The sequence below is a fragment of the Enterobacter cloacae complex sp. 2021EL-01169 genome (genome assembly GCF_020733125.1).
Lineage (GTDB): Bacteria > Pseudomonadota > Gammaproteobacteria > Enterobacterales > Enterobacteriaceae > Enterobacter > Enterobacter roggenkampii.
Genome location: NZ_JAJFTC010000003.1, coordinates 41,409 through 59,733, shown reverse-complemented (window position 1 = coordinate 59,733; position 18,325 = coordinate 41,409). Strand labels below are relative to the sequence as shown.

The 18,325-nt window shown below is 52.5% G+C and carries 19 protein-coding genes; 7 read left to right on the top strand and 12 right to left on the bottom strand.

What is annotated here, in order from left to right; all coding sequences use genetic code 11:
- Positions 1-8: 8 nt before the first annotated feature.
- Positions 9-1,427 (top strand): glutamate synthase subunit GltD, encoded by a 1,419-nt coding sequence (gltD, locus tag LLF79_RS11430; protein ID WP_047746908.1) that lies wholly within the window; start codon positions 9-11, stop codon positions 1,425-1,427.
- A 181-nt stretch (positions 1,428-1,608) separates the two neighbouring features.
- On the opposite strand, the gene LLF79_RS11425 is transcribed toward gltD, so the two are convergent.
- The 9 genes from LLF79_RS11425 to zapE all read right to left on the bottom strand — a co-directional run bounded on the left by LLF79_RS11425 (position 1,609) and on the right by zapE (position 10,259).
- Positions 1,609-2,169: an outer membrane protein gene (locus LLF79_RS11425; protein ID WP_023294675.1), complete on the bottom strand. Its 561-nt coding sequence runs from the start codon at positions 2,167-2,169 to the stop codon at positions 1,609-1,611.
- On the bottom strand, positions 2,166-4,580 hold the full coding sequence (locus tag LLF79_RS11420) for a fimbrial biogenesis usher protein (protein WP_227879549.1): 2,415 nt from the start codon (positions 4,578-4,580) through the stop codon (positions 2,166-2,168). Before LLF79_RS11420 ends, LLF79_RS11425 begins: the two co-directional genes overlap by 4 nt.
- A 15-nt stretch (positions 4,581-4,595) precedes the next feature.
- Positions 4,596-5,300 (bottom strand): fimbria/pilus chaperone family protein, encoded by a 705-nt coding sequence (locus LLF79_RS11415; RefSeq protein WP_008502827.1) that lies wholly within the window; start codon positions 5,298-5,300, stop codon positions 4,596-4,598.
- A 120-nt stretch (positions 5,301-5,420) separates the two neighbouring features.
- On the bottom strand, positions 5,421-6,098 hold the full coding sequence (locus LLF79_RS11410) for a DUF1120 domain-containing protein (RefSeq protein WP_227879548.1): 678 nt from the start codon (positions 6,096-6,098) through the stop codon (positions 5,421-5,423).
- A gap of 450 nt (positions 6,099-6,548) precedes the next feature.
- Positions 6,549-7,046: a ClpXP protease specificity-enhancing factor gene (gene sspB / locus LLF79_RS11405; RefSeq protein WP_025912562.1), complete on the bottom strand. Its 498-nt coding sequence runs from the start codon at positions 7,044-7,046 to the stop codon at positions 6,549-6,551.
- A gap of 5 nt (positions 7,047-7,051) precedes the next feature.
- On the bottom strand, positions 7,052-7,690 hold the full coding sequence (sspA, locus tag LLF79_RS11400) for a stringent starvation protein SspA (protein WP_008502830.1): 639 nt from the start codon (positions 7,688-7,690) through the stop codon (positions 7,052-7,054).
- A 308-nt stretch (positions 7,691-7,998) separates the two neighbouring features.
- On the bottom strand, positions 7,999-8,391 hold the full coding sequence (rpsI, locus tag LLF79_RS11395) for a 30S ribosomal protein S9 (protein ID WP_003860436.1): 393 nt from the start codon (positions 8,389-8,391) through the stop codon (positions 7,999-8,001).
- Positions 8,392-8,406: 15 nt separating this feature from the next.
- Complete coding sequence (gene rplM, locus LLF79_RS11390) at positions 8,407-8,835, bottom strand: 50S ribosomal protein L13 (RefSeq protein ID WP_003860434.1); 429 nt, start codon at positions 8,833-8,835, stop codon at positions 8,407-8,409.
- Between the two features lie 299 nt (positions 8,836-9,134).
- On the bottom strand, positions 9,135-10,259 hold the full coding sequence (zapE, locus tag LLF79_RS11385) for a cell division protein ZapE (RefSeq protein WP_227879547.1): 1,125 nt from the start codon (positions 10,257-10,259) through the stop codon (positions 9,135-9,137).
- Positions 10,260-10,448: 189 nt separating this feature from the next.
- Here zapE and zapG point away from each other — a divergent pair, with 189 nt between their 5' ends.
- From zapG to degS, 3 genes are all read left to right on the top strand, one after another.
- Complete coding sequence (gene zapG / locus LLF79_RS11380) at positions 10,449-10,847, top strand: Z-ring associated protein ZapG (RefSeq protein WP_008502832.1); 399 nt, start codon at positions 10,449-10,451, stop codon at positions 10,845-10,847.
- 171 nt (positions 10,848-11,018) lie between these two features.
- Positions 11,019-12,386, top strand: a complete 1,368-nt coding sequence (gene degQ / locus LLF79_RS11375; protein WP_021242281.1) for a serine endoprotease DegQ — start codon at positions 11,019-11,021, stop codon at positions 12,384-12,386.
- A 91-nt stretch (positions 12,387-12,477) separates the two neighbouring features.
- A complete protein-coding gene (gene degS / locus LLF79_RS11370) occupies positions 12,478-13,545 on the top strand; it encodes an outer membrane-stress sensor serine endopeptidase DegS (protein WP_008502834.1) in 1,068 nt (355 codons plus the stop codon).
- Positions 13,546-13,602: 57 nt separating this feature from the next.
- Here degS and mdh read toward each other — a convergent pair whose 3' ends face one another.
- Positions 13,603-14,541, bottom strand: coding sequence for a malate dehydrogenase (mdh, locus tag LLF79_RS11365; protein ID WP_008502835.1), 939 nt, complete (start codon positions 14,539-14,541; stop codon positions 13,603-13,605).
- Between the two features lie 397 nt (positions 14,542-14,938).
- On the opposite strand from mdh, the gene argR reads away from it, so the two are divergent.
- From argR to yhcN (LLF79_RS11350), 3 genes are all read left to right on the top strand, one after another.
- Positions 14,939-15,409, top strand: a complete 471-nt coding sequence (gene argR, locus LLF79_RS11360) for a transcriptional regulator ArgR (protein ID WP_008502836.1) — start codon at positions 14,939-14,941, stop codon at positions 15,407-15,409.
- A 375-nt stretch (positions 15,410-15,784) separates the two neighbouring features.
- Entirely contained in the window at positions 15,785-16,048 is a 264-nt protein-coding gene (gene yhcN / locus LLF79_RS11355) for a peroxide/acid stress response protein YhcN (protein WP_008502837.1), read from the top strand.
- A 110-nt stretch (positions 16,049-16,158) separates the two neighbouring features.
- On the top strand, positions 16,159-16,425 hold the full coding sequence (gene yhcN, locus LLF79_RS11350; protein WP_008502838.1) for a peroxide/acid stress response protein YhcN: 267 nt from the start codon (positions 16,159-16,161) through the stop codon (positions 16,423-16,425).
- Positions 16,426-16,486: 61 nt separating this feature from the next.
- Here yhcN (LLF79_RS11350) and LLF79_RS11345 read toward each other — a convergent pair whose 3' ends face one another.
- Positions 16,487-16,759 (bottom strand): barstar family protein, encoded by a 273-nt coding sequence (locus LLF79_RS11345; protein ID WP_008502839.1) that lies wholly within the window; start codon positions 16,757-16,759, stop codon positions 16,487-16,489.
- Between the two features lie 45 nt (positions 16,760-16,804).
- On the bottom strand, positions 16,805-18,259 hold the full coding sequence (locus LLF79_RS11340) for an NAD-dependent succinate-semialdehyde dehydrogenase (RefSeq protein ID WP_008502840.1): 1,455 nt from the start codon (positions 18,257-18,259) through the stop codon (positions 16,805-16,807).
- Between the last annotated feature and the right edge of the window lie 66 nt (positions 18,260-18,325).

Here is an 18,325-nt window from a genome sequence, read left to right as displayed (position 1 = left end):
GAATTCAGATGAGCCAGAACGTATACCAGTTTATCGACCTGCAGCGTGTTGATCCGCCAAAGAAACCGCTGAAGATCCGTAAAATTGAATTTGTTGAAATCTACGAGCCGTTTTCAGAAGGCCAGGCCAAAGCACAGGCAGACCGCTGCCTGTCCTGCGGTAACCCTTACTGCGAATGGAAATGTCCGGTACACAACTACATCCCTAACTGGCTGAAGCTGGCCAACGAAGGACGTATTTTTGAAGCCGCCGAGCTGTCTCACCAGACCAACACCCTGCCGGAAGTGTGCGGCCGAGTGTGCCCTCAGGATCGTCTGTGCGAAGGTTCCTGTACGCTAAACGACGAGTTTGGCGCGGTGACCATCGGCAACATCGAGCGCTATATCAATGATAAAGCGTTTGAGATGGGCTGGCGTCCGGACATGACCGGCGTGAAGCAAACCGAAAAGCGCGTGGCGATCATCGGCGCGGGCCCGGCGGGCCTGGCCTGTGCGGACGTGCTGACCCGCAACGGCGTGAAGGCGGTGGTCTTTGACCGTCATCCGGAGATCGGCGGCCTGCTGACCTTCGGTATCCCGGCCTTCAAGCTGGAAAAAGAGGTCATGACCCGTCGCCGCGAAATCTTCACCGGCATGGGCATTGAGTTTAAACTGAACACAGAAGTGGGCCGCGACGTACAGCTCGACGATCTGTTGAAGGATTACGACGCCGTGTTCCTGGGCGTGGGTACCTATCAGTCCATGCGCGGTGGTCTGGAAAACGAAGACGCGCCGGGCGTTTATGACGCGCTGCCGTTCCTGATTGCCAACACCAAGCAGATTATGGGTTACGGCGAAACCGCTGATGAGCCGTTCGTCAGCATGGAAGGCAAACGCGTGGTGGTGCTGGGCGGCGGTGATACCGCGATGGACTGCGTGCGAACCTCCATTCGTCAGAATGCGGCGCACGTTATCTGTGCTTACCGTCGTGACGAAGAGAACATGCCGGGCTCTAAGCGTGAAGTGAAAAACGCGCGTGAAGAGGGCGTGGAATTCCAGTTCAACATCCAGCCTCTGGGTATTGAAGTGAATGCCAACGGTAAAGTGAGCGGCGTGAAGATGGCGCGCACTGAGATGGGCGCACCGGATGCAAAAGGCCGTCGTCGCGCCGAGATCGTGGCCGGTTCTGAACACGTGATCCCGGCCGACGCCGTGGTGATGGCGTTCGGTTTCCGCCCTCACAGCATGGAATGGCTGGCGAAGCACAGCGTTGAGCTGGACTCGCAGGGCCGTATTATTGCGCCAGAAGGCAGCGATAATGCCTTCCAGACCAGCAACCCGAAAATCTTCGCCGGTGGCGATATCGTTCGCGGTTCCGACCTGGTGGTGACGGCGATTGCCGAAGGGCGCAAAGCGGCTGACGGGATACTGAACTACCTGGAAGTGTAAGAAAAAAGGGAATAAACCTTCCGGTTTATTCCCTTTGTTACCTACAGCGTAATCAAAAAAATTTCAGATATTTCAGCATGAAGGTTGCCAGCCTATCAATGCTTGAGTCAGCTGCAAGAAAAAAACAGGCATTTCATTGGCGATAGAAATAATGAAGAGCTATTTTTTACTCCCCGAAATGCTACCTCGTCAGCAGAGTCCAGGTTAAGTCACTTTCCAGTACGGTTTGATCGGTGATGCGGCTAAACGCATTGTCATCCAGCACAGGTGATAGCGTGACCCGGAAATTCATCTGCTGGCCTGAAGGCACCTGATTATTATCAACCGCAATAACCGCTTCATTATTACGCACATAAAACGGCGAAGGCGTGCCGCTTTGCGGAGTAAAACCGAGCTGATCGACCGTTTTGCCGACGGTGTAATTTTTACCGTCGATGGTCATATCATCGATTTTAACCGCCATCCCGCCAGACTGGCCGAATGTGAAGCGCCCTTTATCGCCTGCCGTCCCCTGTAACAACACCGCCATTTGCTGCGGCTGCGGGCAGTAAACATTAACGTTGAGGGTACGGTCCGCCATTTTGTGCCAGTTCTGCTGGGTTTTATCGATATTATCTCGACGCATTTCATGGTAATCCACCACCGGCTGCGAAAGCGATATTTGGCAATCTTCCGCATTTGCAGTCGCCACGAAGAAAAGTATCCCCAGCGCTGTTAATCCTACTGTTTGTTGATAATTCATCGGCATACTCCGTTTACTTCTTCATAGAAGGCGTCTTCATTGCGTTTCTCAGGAAGAGCGAAATCGAGTTTGCACAAACGATTGTTGTTGGCGTCCATGGCGTACAGCGCCGGTAACTGATCCGCATCGTTGATAAAGACATGACCATCATCAACGACCGTCACAATGTAGTTGCCCTTCTCATCCACGATTGCCAGCCCTTTTCTCAGCGGCTGACCATCGGTTTGCTTCATACGCAGCATCACACGTCGGCTGTTCAGCACCTTGAAGTCAAGCTCGCTGACTGAAGCGTGACCTGCGGCGATATATCGGGTGCCGTTTGCCAGCGTCATATTCTGCGGCAGCTTGTTGGCATCCACTTCTATACGCGAATTGCGCCACTCGTTTAGCGAAGGTACAACCGCCTGTCCCCAGGCATCGGTCCAGACCGTACCCTGTGGCGTAGCGATTTCTACCCCGCTTTTCTTCTCGCTCAGTCTGGCAATCGCAAAGGTATCGCGAATCGCATACGGCGAGAACGTCACGCCATTTTTGTGCATAGCGATGCCGCCCGCCAGGGTGGCGTTATAGTTACGCTGGTGATCACCGTTGCTGCCACCACCCACGCTCAGCTGGGTATAATGCAGGTTGGTGTTAAGGTTACCGTTGAAGCTATTATCGCTGGACGACTGGTCACGATCGGCGGCGATATAGTAGTGTGTGTTTTCGCCCAGCGAACCGCTGTTGGCCACACCGTAAGTGGTATTGTCGCCCTGCTTGCGCATGTAAGTGCTGACAGACTGCCCCGGACTCAGCGGAATGCTGACGTTGATGTACAGCATTTCATCATCCTGGTCGTCATCGACGTTGCCCACAGCGCTTTGCCAGTTGGCGGTAACGCTGGCATATTTAAATGTCTTACCCCACGACAGAAGCAGATAGCGGGAATCCTCAGAGTTCCCGCTGCTCTGGTTATAGTTGAAGCCTGCTGAGAAAACGCCTGCCAGACCGGATGAGAAACGTATGCTGCCGGAGTAGGCGTTATCGTACCCCTGATAGTCATCGTCCATCGCTTCTGCCATCTCACGGTAGCCGCCGCTGTAGTGCGTCGCGCTGGTGGAAAGCGATACATGGGAGGAAAGCGTAAGATCGCTTCCTAGCTCGGTTTTAAGTCCACTGTTGCTGTCACCAAACGACTCTTTGCTTGCCGCAACCGTCGTGGAAACAGACCAAAGATCGCTGATAAGAAAATCGGTACGACCGCCAGCTGCCTGGTAATCTTGAGCGGCAGTACCGGAGGCCAGAAGGTTCATCCACGGGAAAATGCGCCAGCCGTCGGAAACGTTCATCACCAGCGGATCGCTGTAGTCGCTATCGATACTGCGCACCTGACCGGCAGACACGGTAAGCCCCTGCGGGCGAGAAAGATTTCGCTGCTTCACAGCGGCAGCAGGAACAATAAAGTGATTCGTGGAGCCTTCCGACTCTACGACGGAAACGTCTAAATCGACGTTGTTACGCGCAACCGGCACGTCATCCAGCGTAAATGGTCCCGCGGGCACGAGCGTACTGAAGATCAGCTGATTGTTCTGGCGAATCTCCACGCGAGCCTGGGAGGAACGGGCAATGCCTGACACGCTGACGCCGCTGCCGTCTTTTGTCAGCCCGCAAGTCGGCAAAAGCTGGATACCGGTAATGGGTATGCCGCTCAGCACATTAGACATGGCATTAATTTCACCGACCTGCATGGTTAACTTCTGCGGGACAAAAACATGCTCTGCGTAGGTGTAAATGCTGTCGGCATTTTTCTTGCCATTGTCATCCGTCAGGATGTAATTACTGCGAAGCGACCAGTCAAATGCGTTAAAACCCGCTTCCAGATTGGCCTGCGAATAGCGGGTTTTGTCGCTACCGCCATATTCGTTACGGGTGCTGAACAGCGAATAGTTGAGCATCCCGGCGGCACCGCCGTGCTGGAAGTTTCGGATATCCGACGACAGGCTGTTTACCGCTTCAGGCGGCAGATACAACTCAACGGCTTCCTGGTTTGGCAACGCGTTGATTACCGCTTTCGGGTAGTCGTCGCGGATGTTGTGGCACGCCTCGCCTGCCTTCAGGGGGACTGGCATGAGGCCTGCGAAATCAAGCAGATCGTTATCAAAACACAGCACGCCGTCCTTATTGAAACGGACGGCGGCCATTCCGCGATCTTCACCATTCACTTTAACGTTCACGGAATGGGTTCCGGGCAGAAAACGCGGTGCTTCAGCGAAATAATGGTTCAAGTCGCTCGATAACCCCAGCGTTTTCATTACCCCCGTATCAAACGTCACTTCCCTTGCGAGTACGGAGGCGGAGTCAAACATCATCAGAGGCAAGGTGCCGCAGAGAACTGCGCGGACACAAAGTGCAATACGGCTTTTTTTATTCACCGTTTGATCCCTATATTATTTATTTAATTCTGAGGTAAAACTCGGCACTTCAATGCCATAACGGCTGGCCGGGAAAAATTTAACGTGGCTATCACCGCTGCTCGTTTTGTTCAACGCAGCCGTCATCGTCTCCCCTGGCAGAAGGTAAGTTTTGGAAAGCGTGGCGTTTGCGCCTGAAGGTTGTAATACGACTTTTTGTGCCAGACGAACAACGTACTTACTTGGGTTGGTTACTTTTACAGAAGATCCGACCGTAGACCATTTGAGGTATTTCCACGCATCCGTCACGACCCCCAGCGTAGCCGGGCGTATTAGCACTGGAATATCCTGGCGAATATTAATGCCAATTTTAATTTTTTTATCGTCATTTTTTGGTGGAATACCGTCAAATGTGACGCGTTTTAAATGCTCAACATCCAGCGGCTGCTTGCTTTGCAAAATAAAACGAAGCTGCTGCGTTTGGCCCGGCTCAAGGCGAACCACAGGCTGCGTGACGATCAACTTAAGCCCCTGGTCGTCCGGCAGGTCTACAACGTTCGTATATAATAAGGATGGGTGTGAATCCGTATTTTTTACGTTAATGGTACCGCTGTGTGTGGCTTCATCAATAATTAGCAGGCTGGTTTCTGGCACCATACCTTCTGCATGCACCGCAAAATTGGCGGAAAATAAAGCGACAGTAAAAAGTGTTTTAAATATATTCGACCTTATGCATTGCATAATATTATCTCCTTGATAGCCCAACAGAACATTCCATGTTTATCGTGCTGTTAAAAAGAGAGTAAATGCAGAACATTCACTCTCTGGATTATTTTAAAATTACTTTTACTCAATAAAGTCTTACAGATAACGCAGGCTGATGGTCAACTGACCGTCAAGCTGAGTATCGTCCGTAATCGCCAGAGTTGTGGTGTCCTGAAGAGCCAGTGAAGTTGCCAGCGGGAAGGTCGCGGTCTGGAAGGCCAGCGGATCCAGAGAACCTGCAGACGCAACGGTGAAGTCACGAATATGGCTGCCCTGAGAAGAACCGTTGGTGGATTTGGTCCAGGTACCCGTCGCGTTCTGCTGATAGATTGGATCTACCGCAGCACCATCAGCCGTTACGCTGTCTACTTTAACTAGCAGAGCGTAAGAGCCAATGTTAACGCCACCCGCGGTTTTGCCCACACCGTAAGTTTGGCTAGCGCCTTTAATAATACCACCACCAAACATACCGTTTTCTACGGTCAGACCCGCGTTAGTATCAGCGCGATCGTCAACCATATTCCAGGACACTTTTGTTGCTGCGGTGCAGTTAATGGTCAGATCGATATTCTTCTGTCCCAACTGGTTGACAGCAGAAGCGTTCAGAGTGCCCAAATTAATTGTACCGTAGTCAACAGTACCGCCGTTGCTTAATACTGGCGTACATGCTGCATTCGTCAGCGTACCTTTAACCTTCAGTACAGCTGAAGGGTCTGCAGCAAATGCTGAAGTCACACACAGAGAAAGCGCAGTAGCGAGTAAAACTTTTTTCACTTGTTAATCCTTAACATATGAGTAATTGCAATATTTAACCCAGTAATGATAAATACCTTTACCAGTTACTGATTGTCGTCATGCTTGTCAGCATGTGCACATAGTATTGTTTTTATAAATACATGCAATTTAGCAAAATTAACTATTCTATTAAGGATAACCACAAAATGATTTTTTCCTTATTTTATTAAGAAATCACCCAATCAAAAAAGAGATCAACATCAAAAAAATAATATTACTCAGAATTCCTCTTTACTTTTCTCATCGTTTTGATATTAGTTCACACCTCATTTATTCATGGGGTTTATAAATCTATTTAATTATTAATCAAGCAATGAAGAAACAAGAGATATAAACAATGCTTATTTAAAAATATTACAACGGTAGATTGATACAGAAATAAAAAAAGCCAGTGATATCACTGGCTTTTTACAAACGGCGCAAGCGGATTTATTTCACAACGCGTAGCGCTGGGCGACCACCGCGCGGAGGCGGATCGTCATCAGGGTCATTGTCATCTTGATGATCGGGTTTGTCGCCATCGATAATTGACATCACCGTGTCGCTTTCACGCTCATCAGATGCATTGTCATCATTCAGGCTGGCAACGTCTTCATCATATGCCGCTTCCGGCTCGAACATGGTACCCGCACCGTTTTCACGCGCGTAGATAGCCAGCACAGCAGCCAGCGGTACGGAAACCTGGCGCGGTACGCCGCCGAAACGCGCGTTGAAGCGCACTTCATCGTTTGCCAGCTCCAGGTTACCCACCGCGCGCGGGGCGATGTTCAGTACAATCTGTCCGTCACGTGCGTATTCCATTGGAACCAGCACGCCCGGCAACGTCACATCCACAACCAGGTGCGGCGTGAGCTGGTTATCCAGCAGCCATTCATAGAAGGCGCGCAGCAGATACGGACGGCGTGGGGTAAGTTGTGACATTTCCACAGTCATTAGCCTCGGCCGAGACGCATTTCACGTTCCGGTTCAGTTAAAGATGCCAGGAAAGAGTCGCGTTCGAATACGCGAGTCATGTAGCCCTTCAGCTCTTTCGCGCCAGGACCGCTGAACTCTACGCCCAGGATTGGCAGACGCCACAGCAGCGGTGCCAGGTAGCAGTCTACCAAGCTGAACTCATCGCTCAGGAAGAACGGTTTCTGACCAAACACCGGGGCGATTGCCAGCAGCTCTTCACGCAGTTGCTTACGCGCAGCGTCGGCTTCGGCAGCGGATCCGCTGGTAATCACGTTCATCAGCGAATACCAGTCTTTCTCGATACGCTGCATGTACAGGCGGCTTTCACCACGCGCAACAGGGTAAACAGGCATCAGCGGCGGATGCGGGAAACGCTCATCCAGGTATTCCATAATGATACGGGATTCCCACAGGGTCAGCTCGCGATCCACCAGCGTCGGTACGCTTTGGCTCGGGTTGAGATCGATCAGATCCTGAGGCGGGTTATCCTTTTCCACATGCTCGATCTCAAAACTGACACCCTTCTCGGCCAGCACGATACGAACCTGATGGCTATAAATGTCAGTAGGACCAGAAAACAGCGTCATTACCGAACGTTTGTTGGCAGCGACAGCCATGAAAACCTCCAGGTATATTCAGAATTTTTACTGCTACCAGCCCAACAGGGGCCAGCCAGATGTTGTATCGCCCATCCCAGAGAAGACACATTGTTCAAGAATCGAACAAAAATCGAGTATTCACCGATATTTGGGCAGAAAATTGGATGATAGTTTACCAGATTTTGATGGCTTTGTGGTGAGGGGATTCTGGAAATGTGGAAAAAGAGAAGATATATGCATGGATATTGTGGATAACCTGCGCATTATCCATAAAAAAACCCGCCGAAGCGGGTTTTTCGCCAATCGTTCTGCGTAAGCAGAATGGATTAACGTTTGGAGAACTGTGGACGACGACGTGCTTTACGCAGACCCACTTTCTTACGTTCAACCTGACGCGCGTCACGAGTAACGAAGCCAGCTTTACGCAGTTCAGAACGCAGGGATTCGTCGTACTCCATCAGAGCGCGGGTGATACCGTGACGGATCGCACCTGCCTGACCGGAGATACCACCACCTTTAACGGTGATGTACAGATCCAGTTTTTCTACCATATCAACCAGTTCCAGCGGCTGGCGAACTACCATGCGGGCAGTTTCGCGACCGAAGTACTGTTCCAGAGAACGCTGGTTGATTACGATTTTACCACTGCCCGGTTTGATGAAAACGCGAGCTGCGGAACTTTTGCGGCGACCAGTGCCGTAGTATTGATTTTCAGCCATTGCCTATAATCCCGATTAGATGTCAAGAACTTGCGGTTGCTGTGCCGCGTGGTTGTGCTCGTTGCCTGCGTAAACTTTCAGTTTACGGAACATAGCACGACCCAGCGGGCCTTTTGGCAGCATGCCTTTAACCGCGATTTCAATCACACGCTCAGGACGGCGAGCAATCATCTCTTCAAAGGTCGCTTCTTTGATACCACCGATGTGGCCGGTGTGGTGGTAGTACATTTTGTCAGTACGCTTGTTGCCGGTAACAGCAACTTTGTCAGCGTTCAGAACGATGATGTAATCACCGGTATCAACGTGCGGAGTGTATTCCGCTTTGTGCTTACCGCGCAGGCGACGAGCCAGTTCAGTAGCCAGACGGCCCAGAGTTTTACCGGTCGCGTCAACAACATACCAGTCGCGCTGTACGGTTTCTGGTTTAGCTGTAAAAGTTTTCATTAAAAGCTTACCCAAATAATAAGTTACACGTTGGTGAACACCCAAACGTTTAGTCAGTTGAGGTTCACACGACAAAGTCCGGCAAACCTACCCCTTCGAATAGCACATGCCGACACATAGAAAGTTTCGGGAAAAAAACCTTCTCGTAACGTGGGGTCGCAAGATTATAGAGAAGTTGAGGTCAAAGATCGACCCTTAAATGTGATTCAAATCGGGTTTTTCGAGGCGGTGGAAAATGCCGGGTGGCGGCTGCGCCTCACCCGGCCTACAAGTCCCCCGTCACAGGGAGAGGGTGGCATTTATGGCATATGCTCCAGCTTCAGGTATTCCTCGCTCTGCATCTCCTGCAGGCGAGACAGGCAGCGCTGGAACTCAAACTTTAGCCGCTCCCCCTGGTAGATCTCATATAAAGGAACCTCGGCGCTAATCACCAGCTTAACGTGGCGCTCGTAAAACTCGTCCACCATCGCGATGAAGCGCCGCGCCTCGCTCTCCATCAGCCGCGTCATCACCGGCACATCCAGCACCATCACGGTGTGGAACAGACGTGAAAGCGCAATGTAGTCGTGCTGGCTGCGGGCATCAACGCACAGCGTCGTAAAGGAGACCGCCAGCGTTTGGTTTTCAACGCCGAGCGTTGGCAGCGGGCGATGGTTAATCTCGAGTTCCGGGGCGTGCTCGCGTTTTGCCCCCGCCAGCGCCAGCCAGAGTTTATCCATCTCGCGGGTGGTCTCTTCATTTAACGGCGAGAGCCACAGGTGCGCCTGGGTTAAGGTGCGCAGGCGATAATCGACACCGGCATCAACGTTCATAATGTCACAATGCTGCTTAATGGCGTCGATGGCAGGCAGGAAGCGTGCCCGCTGCAGGCCGTTGCGGTAAAGCTCATCCGGCGGAATATTCGACGTGGCCACCAGCGTGATCCCGCGGGCAAAAAGCGCTTTCATCAGGCCGCCTAACAGCATGGCATCGGTGATGTCAGACACAAAAAATTCATCGAAGCAGAGCACGTCCGTTTCCGCCTTGAACCTGTCGGCCACAATCTCCAGCGGATCGCTTTTACCCTGCAGCGCAGTCAGCTCTTCATGCACACGCAGCATAAAGCGGTGGAAGTGCAGACGCTGTTTACGCGCCCCCGGCAGGCTCTGGTAGAACATGTCCATCAGCCAGGTTTTTCCGCGACCGACCCCGCCCCACATATAAAGACCGCGCACCGGCGCGTGGGCCTGTGGCGTTTTTTTTCCGAGCAACCGTCCAAATGCCGCCTTTAGCCCACCATTCTGTTCGGTTTCAGCAGGTTTGGCCGTGAGTTCCTGATAAATCATCTCCAGACGACTTACCGCCTCACGCTGTACGTCATCCGGCTGATGAGTGCCCTCGTTTAGGGCCAGTTGATATCGCGATGCAGGGGACAGGTTTTGCATAATCTTATTGTTGTTCCTTCAATTAACGCTCACCAGCAGACGTGACTGATGAAAAAAAGGCCGTTCTACACTACGCGATGATACGTCAGGATTCCACTTCTACGGAAATAGCGGTTATAGTGGCATTATCAGGCACAGGCAGGAGCCGAGCCAACACCCTACGGAACAACAAGACAACGGGAGAAGTTCATGACCTGGGAATATGCGCTAATCGGTTTAGTCGTCGGCATCGTCATCGGTGCTGTGGCCATGCGTTTCGGTAATCGCAAATTGCGTCAGCAGCAGTCACTGCAGTACGAACTGGAAAAGAACAAAGCCGAGCTGGAAGAGTATCGTGAAGAGCTGGTCAGCCATTTTGCCCGTAGCGCCGAGCTGCTGGACAACATGGCGACCGACTATCGTCAGCTGTATCAGCATATGGCAAAAAGCTCCAGCAGCCTGCTGCCGGAAATGACGGCGGAAACCAATCCGTTCCGCAACCGTCTGGCAGACTCTGAAGCCGGTAACGACCAGGCGCCTGTTCAGATGCCTCGCGACTATTCAGACGGCGCGTCCGGCCTGCTGCGCGGCGGTGTAAAACGCGATTAATCGCACAACCTGAATTTATTTTACGGGCGCAGTGATTGCGCCCGTCCTTTCTTCCTGACCCCAGCTATCATTTAGTTAAACACCTCATTGTTCAGCGGTTTAAAATTCAATAACATCAACGTGTTTTTGGGGCCGTTTTTCCTTTATTCCAGGTTACGAGAGTCAACATCGATGAAGAAAAAAAACCAGCTGTTGAGCGCTATCGCGTTAAGTGTCGGGTTATCTCTCTCGGCGTCCGTCCCTGTATTTGCCGCCCTTCCCTCCCAGGTGCCTGGCCAGGCGGCCATTCCAAGCCTTGCCCCCATGCTGGAAAAAGTGTTGCCTGCGGTGGTCAGCGTTCAGGTTGAGGGCACGGCGGTACAAAGCCAACGCGTCCCTGAAGAACTGAAAAAATATTTTGGCGATGAGTCTCCCGACCAGCAGGCCCAGCCTTTTGAAGGCCTGGGTTCCGGCGTCATTATTGATGCGGCAAAAGGCTACATTCTGACTAACAATCATGTCATCAGCCAGGCCGATAAAATCAGCGTCCAGCTAAACGATGGCCGCGAATTTGATGCCAAACTGATTGGCGGTGATGACCAGAGCGACATTGCGCTGTTGCAGGTACAAAACCCGAGTAACCTGACCCAGATTGCCATCGCGGACTCCGACAAACTGCGCGTCGGTGATTTTGCCGTCGCCGTGGGCAACCCCTTTGGCTTAGGGCAAACCGCCACTTCCGGGATCGTCTCCGCGCTGGGACGCAGCGGCCTCAATCTGGAAGGGCTGGAAAACTTTATCCAGACCGATGCCTCAATCAACCGCGGGAACTCCGGCGGGGCGTTACTTAACCTTAACGGTGAGCTGATTGGGATCAACACAGCCATTCTGGCCCCGGGTGGCGGCAGCATCGGGATCGGTTTTGCGATTCCCAGCAATATGGCCAAAACCCTGGCGCAGCAGCTCATTCAATTCGGCGAAATCAAACGCGGGCTGCTGGGTATTAAAGGTATGGAGATGAGCGCCGATATCGCCAAAGCGTTCAACATCAACGTACAGCGCGGGGCGTTTGTCAGTGAAGTGCTGCCTAACTCCGGCTCGGCAAAAGCAGGTATCAAATCGGGCGATGTGATCGTCAGCCTCAACGACAAGCCGCTGAGCAGCTTTGCCGAGCTGCGCTCGCGGATAGCGACCACCGAACCCGGCGCCAAAGTGAAGCTGGGTCTGATCCGTGACGGTAAGCCGCTGGACGTTGAAGTGACGCTGGATAAGAGCACCTCCTCCTCTGCCAGTGCGGAGCTGATCGCCCCGGCGCTGCAGGGTGCGACGCTGAGCGATGGACAGCTGAAAGATGGTACGAAAGGCATTCGCATCGACACCGTTGAGAAGAGCAGCCCTGCCGCACAGGCCGGATTGCATCAGGAAGATGTGATCATTGGGGTAAACCGCAATCGCGTGCAGTCCATTGCCGAACTGCGCAAGGTGATGGAGAGTAAACCGGCGGTTATTGCCCTGCAGGTCATGCGCGGCAATGAGTCTATCTATATTCTGTTGCGCTAAGCATTTGCGACCCGGACATCACCGCTGCGTGTGATGTCCGGATAACTCATGTTATGCTGCAAATCGTTCCTTTTTTAACGACACGCGCATCATGCTTTTAAAGCTCTTACGTTCTATTGTCATCGGTTTGATTGTCGCTGGCCTGCTGCTGCTGGCGCTGCCGTCTTTACGTCAGTTCAATAAACTGTCGGCCCCTCAGTTCGATAGCACGGATGAAACGCCGGCCACCTATAACCAGGCCGTTCGCCGTGCCGCACCTGCCGTAGTTAACGTCTATAACCGTGGCCTGAATACCTCAGCCCATAACCAGCTGGAGATCCGCACTCTCGGCTCCGGGGTAATCATGGACGAGCGCGGCTACATTATTACCAACAAGCATGTGATAAACGATGCCGACCAGATCATCGTCGCCCTACAGGATGGCCGCGTGTTTGAGGCATTACTCGTTGGCTCTGACAGCCTGACTGACCTCGCCGTCCTGAAGATTAACGCCACGGGCGGTTTGCCGGTCATCCCGATCAACCGTAAACGTACCCCGCATATTGGTGACGTCGTCCTGGCGATTGGTAACCCTTACAACCTGGGCCAGACCATCACCCAGGGGATTATCAGCGCGACCGGGCGTATTGGCCTCAACCCATCCGGGCGGCAGAACTTCCTGCAAACCGATGCCTCCATCAACCACGGTAACTCCGGCGGTGCGCTGGTCAACTCGCTGGGCGAACTGATGGGCATCAACACCCTCTCGTTCGATAAGAGTAACGACGGCGAGACGCCGGAAGGGATCGGCTTTGCCATTCCGTTCCAGCTGGCGACCAAAATTATGGATAAGCTGATCCGCGACGGACGCGTGATCCGCGGCTATATCGGTATCGGTGGCCGTGAAATTGCGCCGATGCATACCCAGGGGGGCGGGATCGATCAGATCCAGGGCATCGTGGTGAACGAGGTGGCGCCAGGGGGGCCGGCGGCCAACGCGGGGATTCAGGTCAATGACGTCATTGTGTCGGTTAACGGCACGCCGGCGGTTTCTGCGCTGGAGACGATGGACCAGGTGGCAGAAATTCGCCCGGGCTCTATCATCCCTGTTGAAGTCATGCGCAACGATAAGAAACTGACGCTGCAGGTCACCATTCAGGAATACCCGGCAACGAACTGACAGGCATAAAAAAACGGAGCGATAAGCTCCGTTTTTTTTGCCGGGAGACGGTTCGTATTACTTGTTAACGAACTCTTCACCCAGGGTGATATCTTTCTTCAGCGTATCCAGCATGCCTTCCATCGCGTGTTGTTCAAACGCGCTCAGCGTACCAATGGATTTACGCTCTTCGATACCATTTTTGCCCAGCAGCAGCGGCTGAGAGAAGAAGCGAGCGTGTTCGCCATCGCCTTCAACGTAAGCGCATTCAACAACGCCTTTCTCGCCCTGCAGAGCGCGAACCAGTGACAGACCGAAACGTGCAGCCGCCTGGCCCATAGACAGGGTTGCAGAACCGCCACCCGCCTTCGCTTCCACCACTTCGGTGCCCGCGTTCTGGATGCGTTTAGTCAGGTCAGCCACTTCCTGCTCGGTGAAGCTCACGCCGGGGATCTGCGACAGCAGAGGCAGGATGGTAACGCCAGAGTGACCGCCGATGACCGGCACTTCCACTTCTGTTGGCTGTTTGCCCTTCAGCTCAGCAACAAAGGTGTTGGAGCGAATGATATCCAGCGTGGTTACGCCGAACAGTTTGTTTTTGTCGTAAACACCTGCTTTCTTCAGCACTTCTGCCGCGATAGCAACGGTGGTGTTCACCGGGTTAGTGATGATACCGATGCACGCTTTCGGGCACACTTCAGCAATCTGCTGCACCAGGTTTTTCACGATGCCCGCGTTGACGTTGAACAGGTCTGAACGATCCATGCCTGGCTTACGCGCCACGCCTGCAGAAATCAGCACCACGTCGGCACCCTGCAGAGCAGGACGCGCATCTTCACCGGAGAAGCCTTTGATTTTTACAGCAGTTGGGATGTGGCTCAGGTCAACCGCCACACCTGGGGTTACCGGAGCAATATCGTACAGGGAGAGTTCTGAGCCTGAAGGCAGTTGGGTTTTCAGTAGTAGGGCAAGCGCCTGGCCGATACCACCAGCAGCGCCGAGGACTGCGACTTTCATCCTAAACTCCTTATTATGGTTAACTTAAGTATCTGTAAATCCGTTGCGGCGACCATAATTCAGCAAGTGTTTAATTACAATTTTCGTAGCTAAAGAATTTGAGGTCGCGCGACTTTATCTCTCTTCAGAAGGCTATCTGACGACAGACGGCAACGAATTAAGAGGTGGTTACAATACACCCTGCCCCGCCACCAAAACAACATCATTTTGATAACATTTAATTTACTTTTAAGCTTATTTGCGCGGCGTGACCCAGGCATGTTTTCTGATAACGAATTCTGATAAAATCATTCCCTTTCATAACATTATTTCAGCCTGGCGCTGAGTAGATAATTTGCATAAAAATTCATCCACATGCATAATAATGTTGTTTCTATCGTCATATTCCGGGTGACTTATGCGAAGCTCGTCTAAGCAAGAAGAATTAGTAAAGGCGTTTAAAGCGCTACTTAAAGAAGAGAAATTCAGTTCTCAGGGAGAAATTGTTCAGGCGCTGCAGGAACAGGGCTTCGACAACATCAATCAGTCGAAGGTCTCCCGCATGTTAACGAAATTTGGCGCGGTACGTACCCGTAACGCCAAGATGGAGATGGTCTATTGCCTGCCGGCTGAACTTGGCGTGCCGACCACCTCCAGCCCGCTCAAGAATCTGGTTCTGGATATCGACTACAACGATGCCGTTGTGGTGATCCACACAAGCCCAGGTGCCGCACAGCTGATTGCCCGCATGCTGGACTCATTGGGTAAAACGGAAGGTATCCTCGGGACTATCGCCGGTGATGACACCATCTTTACCACGCCAGCCAGCGGTTTCTCCGTTAAAGATCTCCACGAAGCGATTCTGGTTCTGTTCGAACAGGAACTCTAATCCCCTTTCCCCGTAGCGCCGCTGCGGGGATCGTTCTGCCTCCACACCGTTTCCCCCTCTTTTTCACTGCCTCTGCCTTTGACAAATAGTGCTTTTTACCACCCATTAACATTCACCTGGTGAATGCTAAATCAAAAAATCGCACAAAAAATCAAAAGCTGATATCCATATGATTTCATTAGATATAACCAACTAAAATGTGCAAAAAACACCCAATATTATGCAATTTGGTTATAAAAAAAAGACTGGTTAACACGTAATAACAATAGAAACCATTAGTCTGGTATTAATTTTTTCCGTTATTAGTGTATACTTGATTTTGTGATGAGGGTCACGAAACAAGACCCCACTAAAAAATTCGACGAGGTAAGAATCATGAAAATCAAATCAACTGTAGCGGCGCTGAGCGTCCTGTCTGTCCTGTCATTCGGTGCCTTCGCGGCTGACGCTATCAATGCTGACCAAGCGCAATCCCGCCAGGCCATCGGTACGGTTTCTGTCGGCGCGGTCGGCACATCGCCAATGGACATGCATGAGATGCTGAACAAAAAAGCGGAAGAAAAGGGTGCGTCATCCTATCGCATCATCGAAGCGCGCTCTGGTGCACACTGGCACGCCACCGCTGAGCTGTACAAATAAGTTTTAGTAATAACTGAACACGTAAATCTCCACTCAACGGCACCAGGCATAAAAATAGCGGTTCAACCCTTCTCGCCGTTGAGCAAAAACCCTATTCAGGAGTAAAGACTATGAAAACCAAATTGATCATCGCAACCCTCGGTCTGGCATCTGTTCTCTCTTTCGGCGCAAGCGCAGCCGTACAGCAGGTGAATGCCGACCAGGCACAAAATCTGCAGCCTATGGGCAGCATCTCCGTGACGTCTGTTACCGGCTCTCCGATGGATATCCGTCACGAACTGGCTGCCAAAGCTGAAAAAGCAGGTGCCAGCAGCTATCGCGTCACCGAACTGAATCAGGGTGACCACTGGCATGCAACTGCAGAACTGTATAAATAAACCCTCGTCGTATCTCATCATACGACTTGCCCCTGGCCTGATGGTCAGGGGCTTTTTTCATTCAGTGCCGCGCGTTAAAACGCAGCTGCCCTTCCAGCTCTTCTTCCGCTTCATCGAACAGTAATATCAGTGCGCCAAAGCGTCTGCGCAGCTTATCGGGCAAATGGATGAACTCAATTTCCAGCGGTAGCGGCAGCAGGCTACCGGTCACCACGTCCCACAGCGTATCCAGATTTGTCACGCTTTCCCGTTCAAGATCAAACACCCGGATAAATTCACGGTAGAAGTCTTCCTGACTGTCGATCTCGTCAAAATCAAAGGTATAGGTTTTCATTGCCAGCCACCCAGTCCAGGCGAGCGGCAGATGCCGCCCTGTCTATTATAATCCCCCAATGTGAAGGGTTTTCACTTCCAGATACTCTTCCAGGCCCAGCACGGAGCCCTCACGACCCAGGCCTGACTCCTTCACGCCACCAAAGGGCCCCAGTTCCGTGGAGACGGCACACTCGTTAATGCCGATCATCCCACTCTCGATCGCCTGGGAAACGCGGAAAACACGTGAGAGATTCTGGGTATAGAAGTAAGCCGCCAGCCCGTAGGGCGTATTGTTGGCACGCTGGATAACTTCATCTTCCGAGGTGAAACGGAAACACGCCGCAACCGGGCCAAACGTCTCTTCTTCTGCCAGCTTCATGCCTTCATGGCAGTCGCCCAGCACGGTTGGCATCCAGAAATTCCCGCCAAGCGGATGGGGCTTCCCCCCTGCCAGTACGGTTGCCCCCCGGGAGACGGCATCGTCGACATGCTCACGCACCTTGTCGACCGCAGCAGATTCAATCAGCGGTCCGACAACGACGCCCTCGTCAAGGCCATTCCCCACCTTGAGCGCCTTCACGGCATCGGCAAGTTTATTCACAAACTTGTCGTAGACGGTTTCCTGAATATAAAAACGGTTCACGCTGACACAGACCTGCCCGGCATTGCGGAACTTGTTGGCAATCGCCCCCTTCACCGCCGCGTCGATGTCTGCATCCTCAAAAACGATATACGGGGCATTTCCCCCCAGCTCCATCGAGACTTTTTTCATGGTTTCGGCAGCATTACGCACCAGCGTTTTGCCGACGGAGGTCGAACCGGTAAAGGAGATTTTACGCACGTCTCGGCTTGCCATAATCGCATCGCTGATTTCATGGGTATTCCCGGCCACGGCGTTGAGCACGCCGTCGGGTACGCCGGCCTGTTTTGCCAGGGTGAGCAGCGCAAAGGCACTGAGCGGCGTGTTATTGGCCGGTTTGATCACTCCGGTGCACCCCGCAGCCAGCGCCGGGCCTAATTTGCGGGTGAGCATGGCCATTGGGAAGTTCCACGGCGTTATCGCCGCCACCACGCCTATGGGTTCGCGGGTCGCCAGAATGCGCGAGCCGGGTTTGATCGGCGGAATAATTTCACCGTTGGCGCGCTTGGCCTCTTCGGCAAACCACTGGATAAAGCTGGCAGCGTACTCCACCTCACCTTCCGCTTCTTTCAGCGGCTTGCCCTGCTCGGTGGTCATTAGCTGCCCGAGCCAGCTTTTATTCTCAATAATCAGTTCGTACCAGCGATAAAGAATCGCCGAGCGCTCTTTCGCGGTTTTGGCACGCCAGGCCGGGAAGGCTTTGGTGGCCGCTGCGATAGCCTCTTCGGTTTGTGCTTTACCCGCTTTCGCGACTTTCGCGATGACTTCCCCGGTAGCGGGGTTAAGCACATCGAAGGTCGTGTCCAGCGTTTTCCAGATCCCGTTGACCAGATAACCAGTCTGAAAAAGGATGTGATCCTGAAGCGCCTGGGTCGTCATGTGTCCTCCCTTCCTGAAATGTAAGAACGTGCTGGAATAAGTATAGCCACAAAAAAACCGACGCTT

Coding starts and splice junctions, on each gene's coding strand:
- gltD (WP_047746908.1), top strand. CDS start 9: ATGAGCCAGAACGTATACCAGTTTATCGACCTGCAGCGTGTTGATCCG.
- LLF79_RS11425 (WP_023294675.1), bottom strand. CDS start 2,169: ATGAATTATCAACAAACAGTAGGATTAACAGCGCTGGGGATACTTTTC.
- LLF79_RS11415 (WP_008502827.1), bottom strand. CDS start 5,300: ATGCAATGCATAAGGTCGAATATATTTAAAACACTTTTTACTGTCGCT.
- sspA (WP_008502830.1), bottom strand. CDS start 7,690: ATGGCTGTCGCTGCCAACAAACGTTCGGTAATGACGCTGTTTTCTGGT.
- rpsI (WP_003860436.1), bottom strand. CDS start 8,391: ATGGCTGAAAATCAATACTACGGCACTGGTCGCCGCAAAAGTTCCGCA.
- rplM (WP_003860434.1), bottom strand. CDS start 8,835: ATGAAAACTTTTACAGCTAAACCAGAAACCGTACAGCGCGACTGGTAT.
- zapE (WP_227879547.1), bottom strand. CDS start 10,259: ATGCAAAACCTGTCCCCTGCATCGCGATATCAACTGGCCCTAAACGAG.
- zapG (WP_008502832.1), top strand. CDS start 10,449: ATGACCTGGGAATATGCGCTAATCGGTTTAGTCGTCGGCATCGTCATC.
- degQ (WP_021242281.1), top strand. CDS start 11,019: ATGAAGAAAAAAAACCAGCTGTTGAGCGCTATCGCGTTAAGTGTCGGG.
- degS (WP_008502834.1), top strand. CDS start 12,478: ATGCTTTTAAAGCTCTTACGTTCTATTGTCATCGGTTTGATTGTCGCT.
- mdh (WP_008502835.1), bottom strand. CDS start 14,541: ATGAAAGTCGCAGTCCTCGGCGCTGCTGGTGGTATCGGCCAGGCGCTT.
- argR (WP_008502836.1), top strand. CDS start 14,939: ATGCGAAGCTCGTCTAAGCAAGAAGAATTAGTAAAGGCGTTTAAAGCG.
- yhcN (WP_008502837.1), top strand. CDS start 15,785: ATGAAAATCAAATCAACTGTAGCGGCGCTGAGCGTCCTGTCTGTCCTG.
- yhcN (WP_008502838.1), top strand. CDS start 16,159: ATGAAAACCAAATTGATCATCGCAACCCTCGGTCTGGCATCTGTTCTC.
- LLF79_RS11345 (WP_008502839.1), bottom strand. CDS start 16,759: ATGAAAACCTATACCTTTGATTTTGACGAGATCGACAGTCAGGAAGAC.
- LLF79_RS11340 (WP_008502840.1), bottom strand. CDS start 18,259: ATGACGACCCAGGCGCTTCAGGATCACATCCTTTTTCAGACTGGTTAT.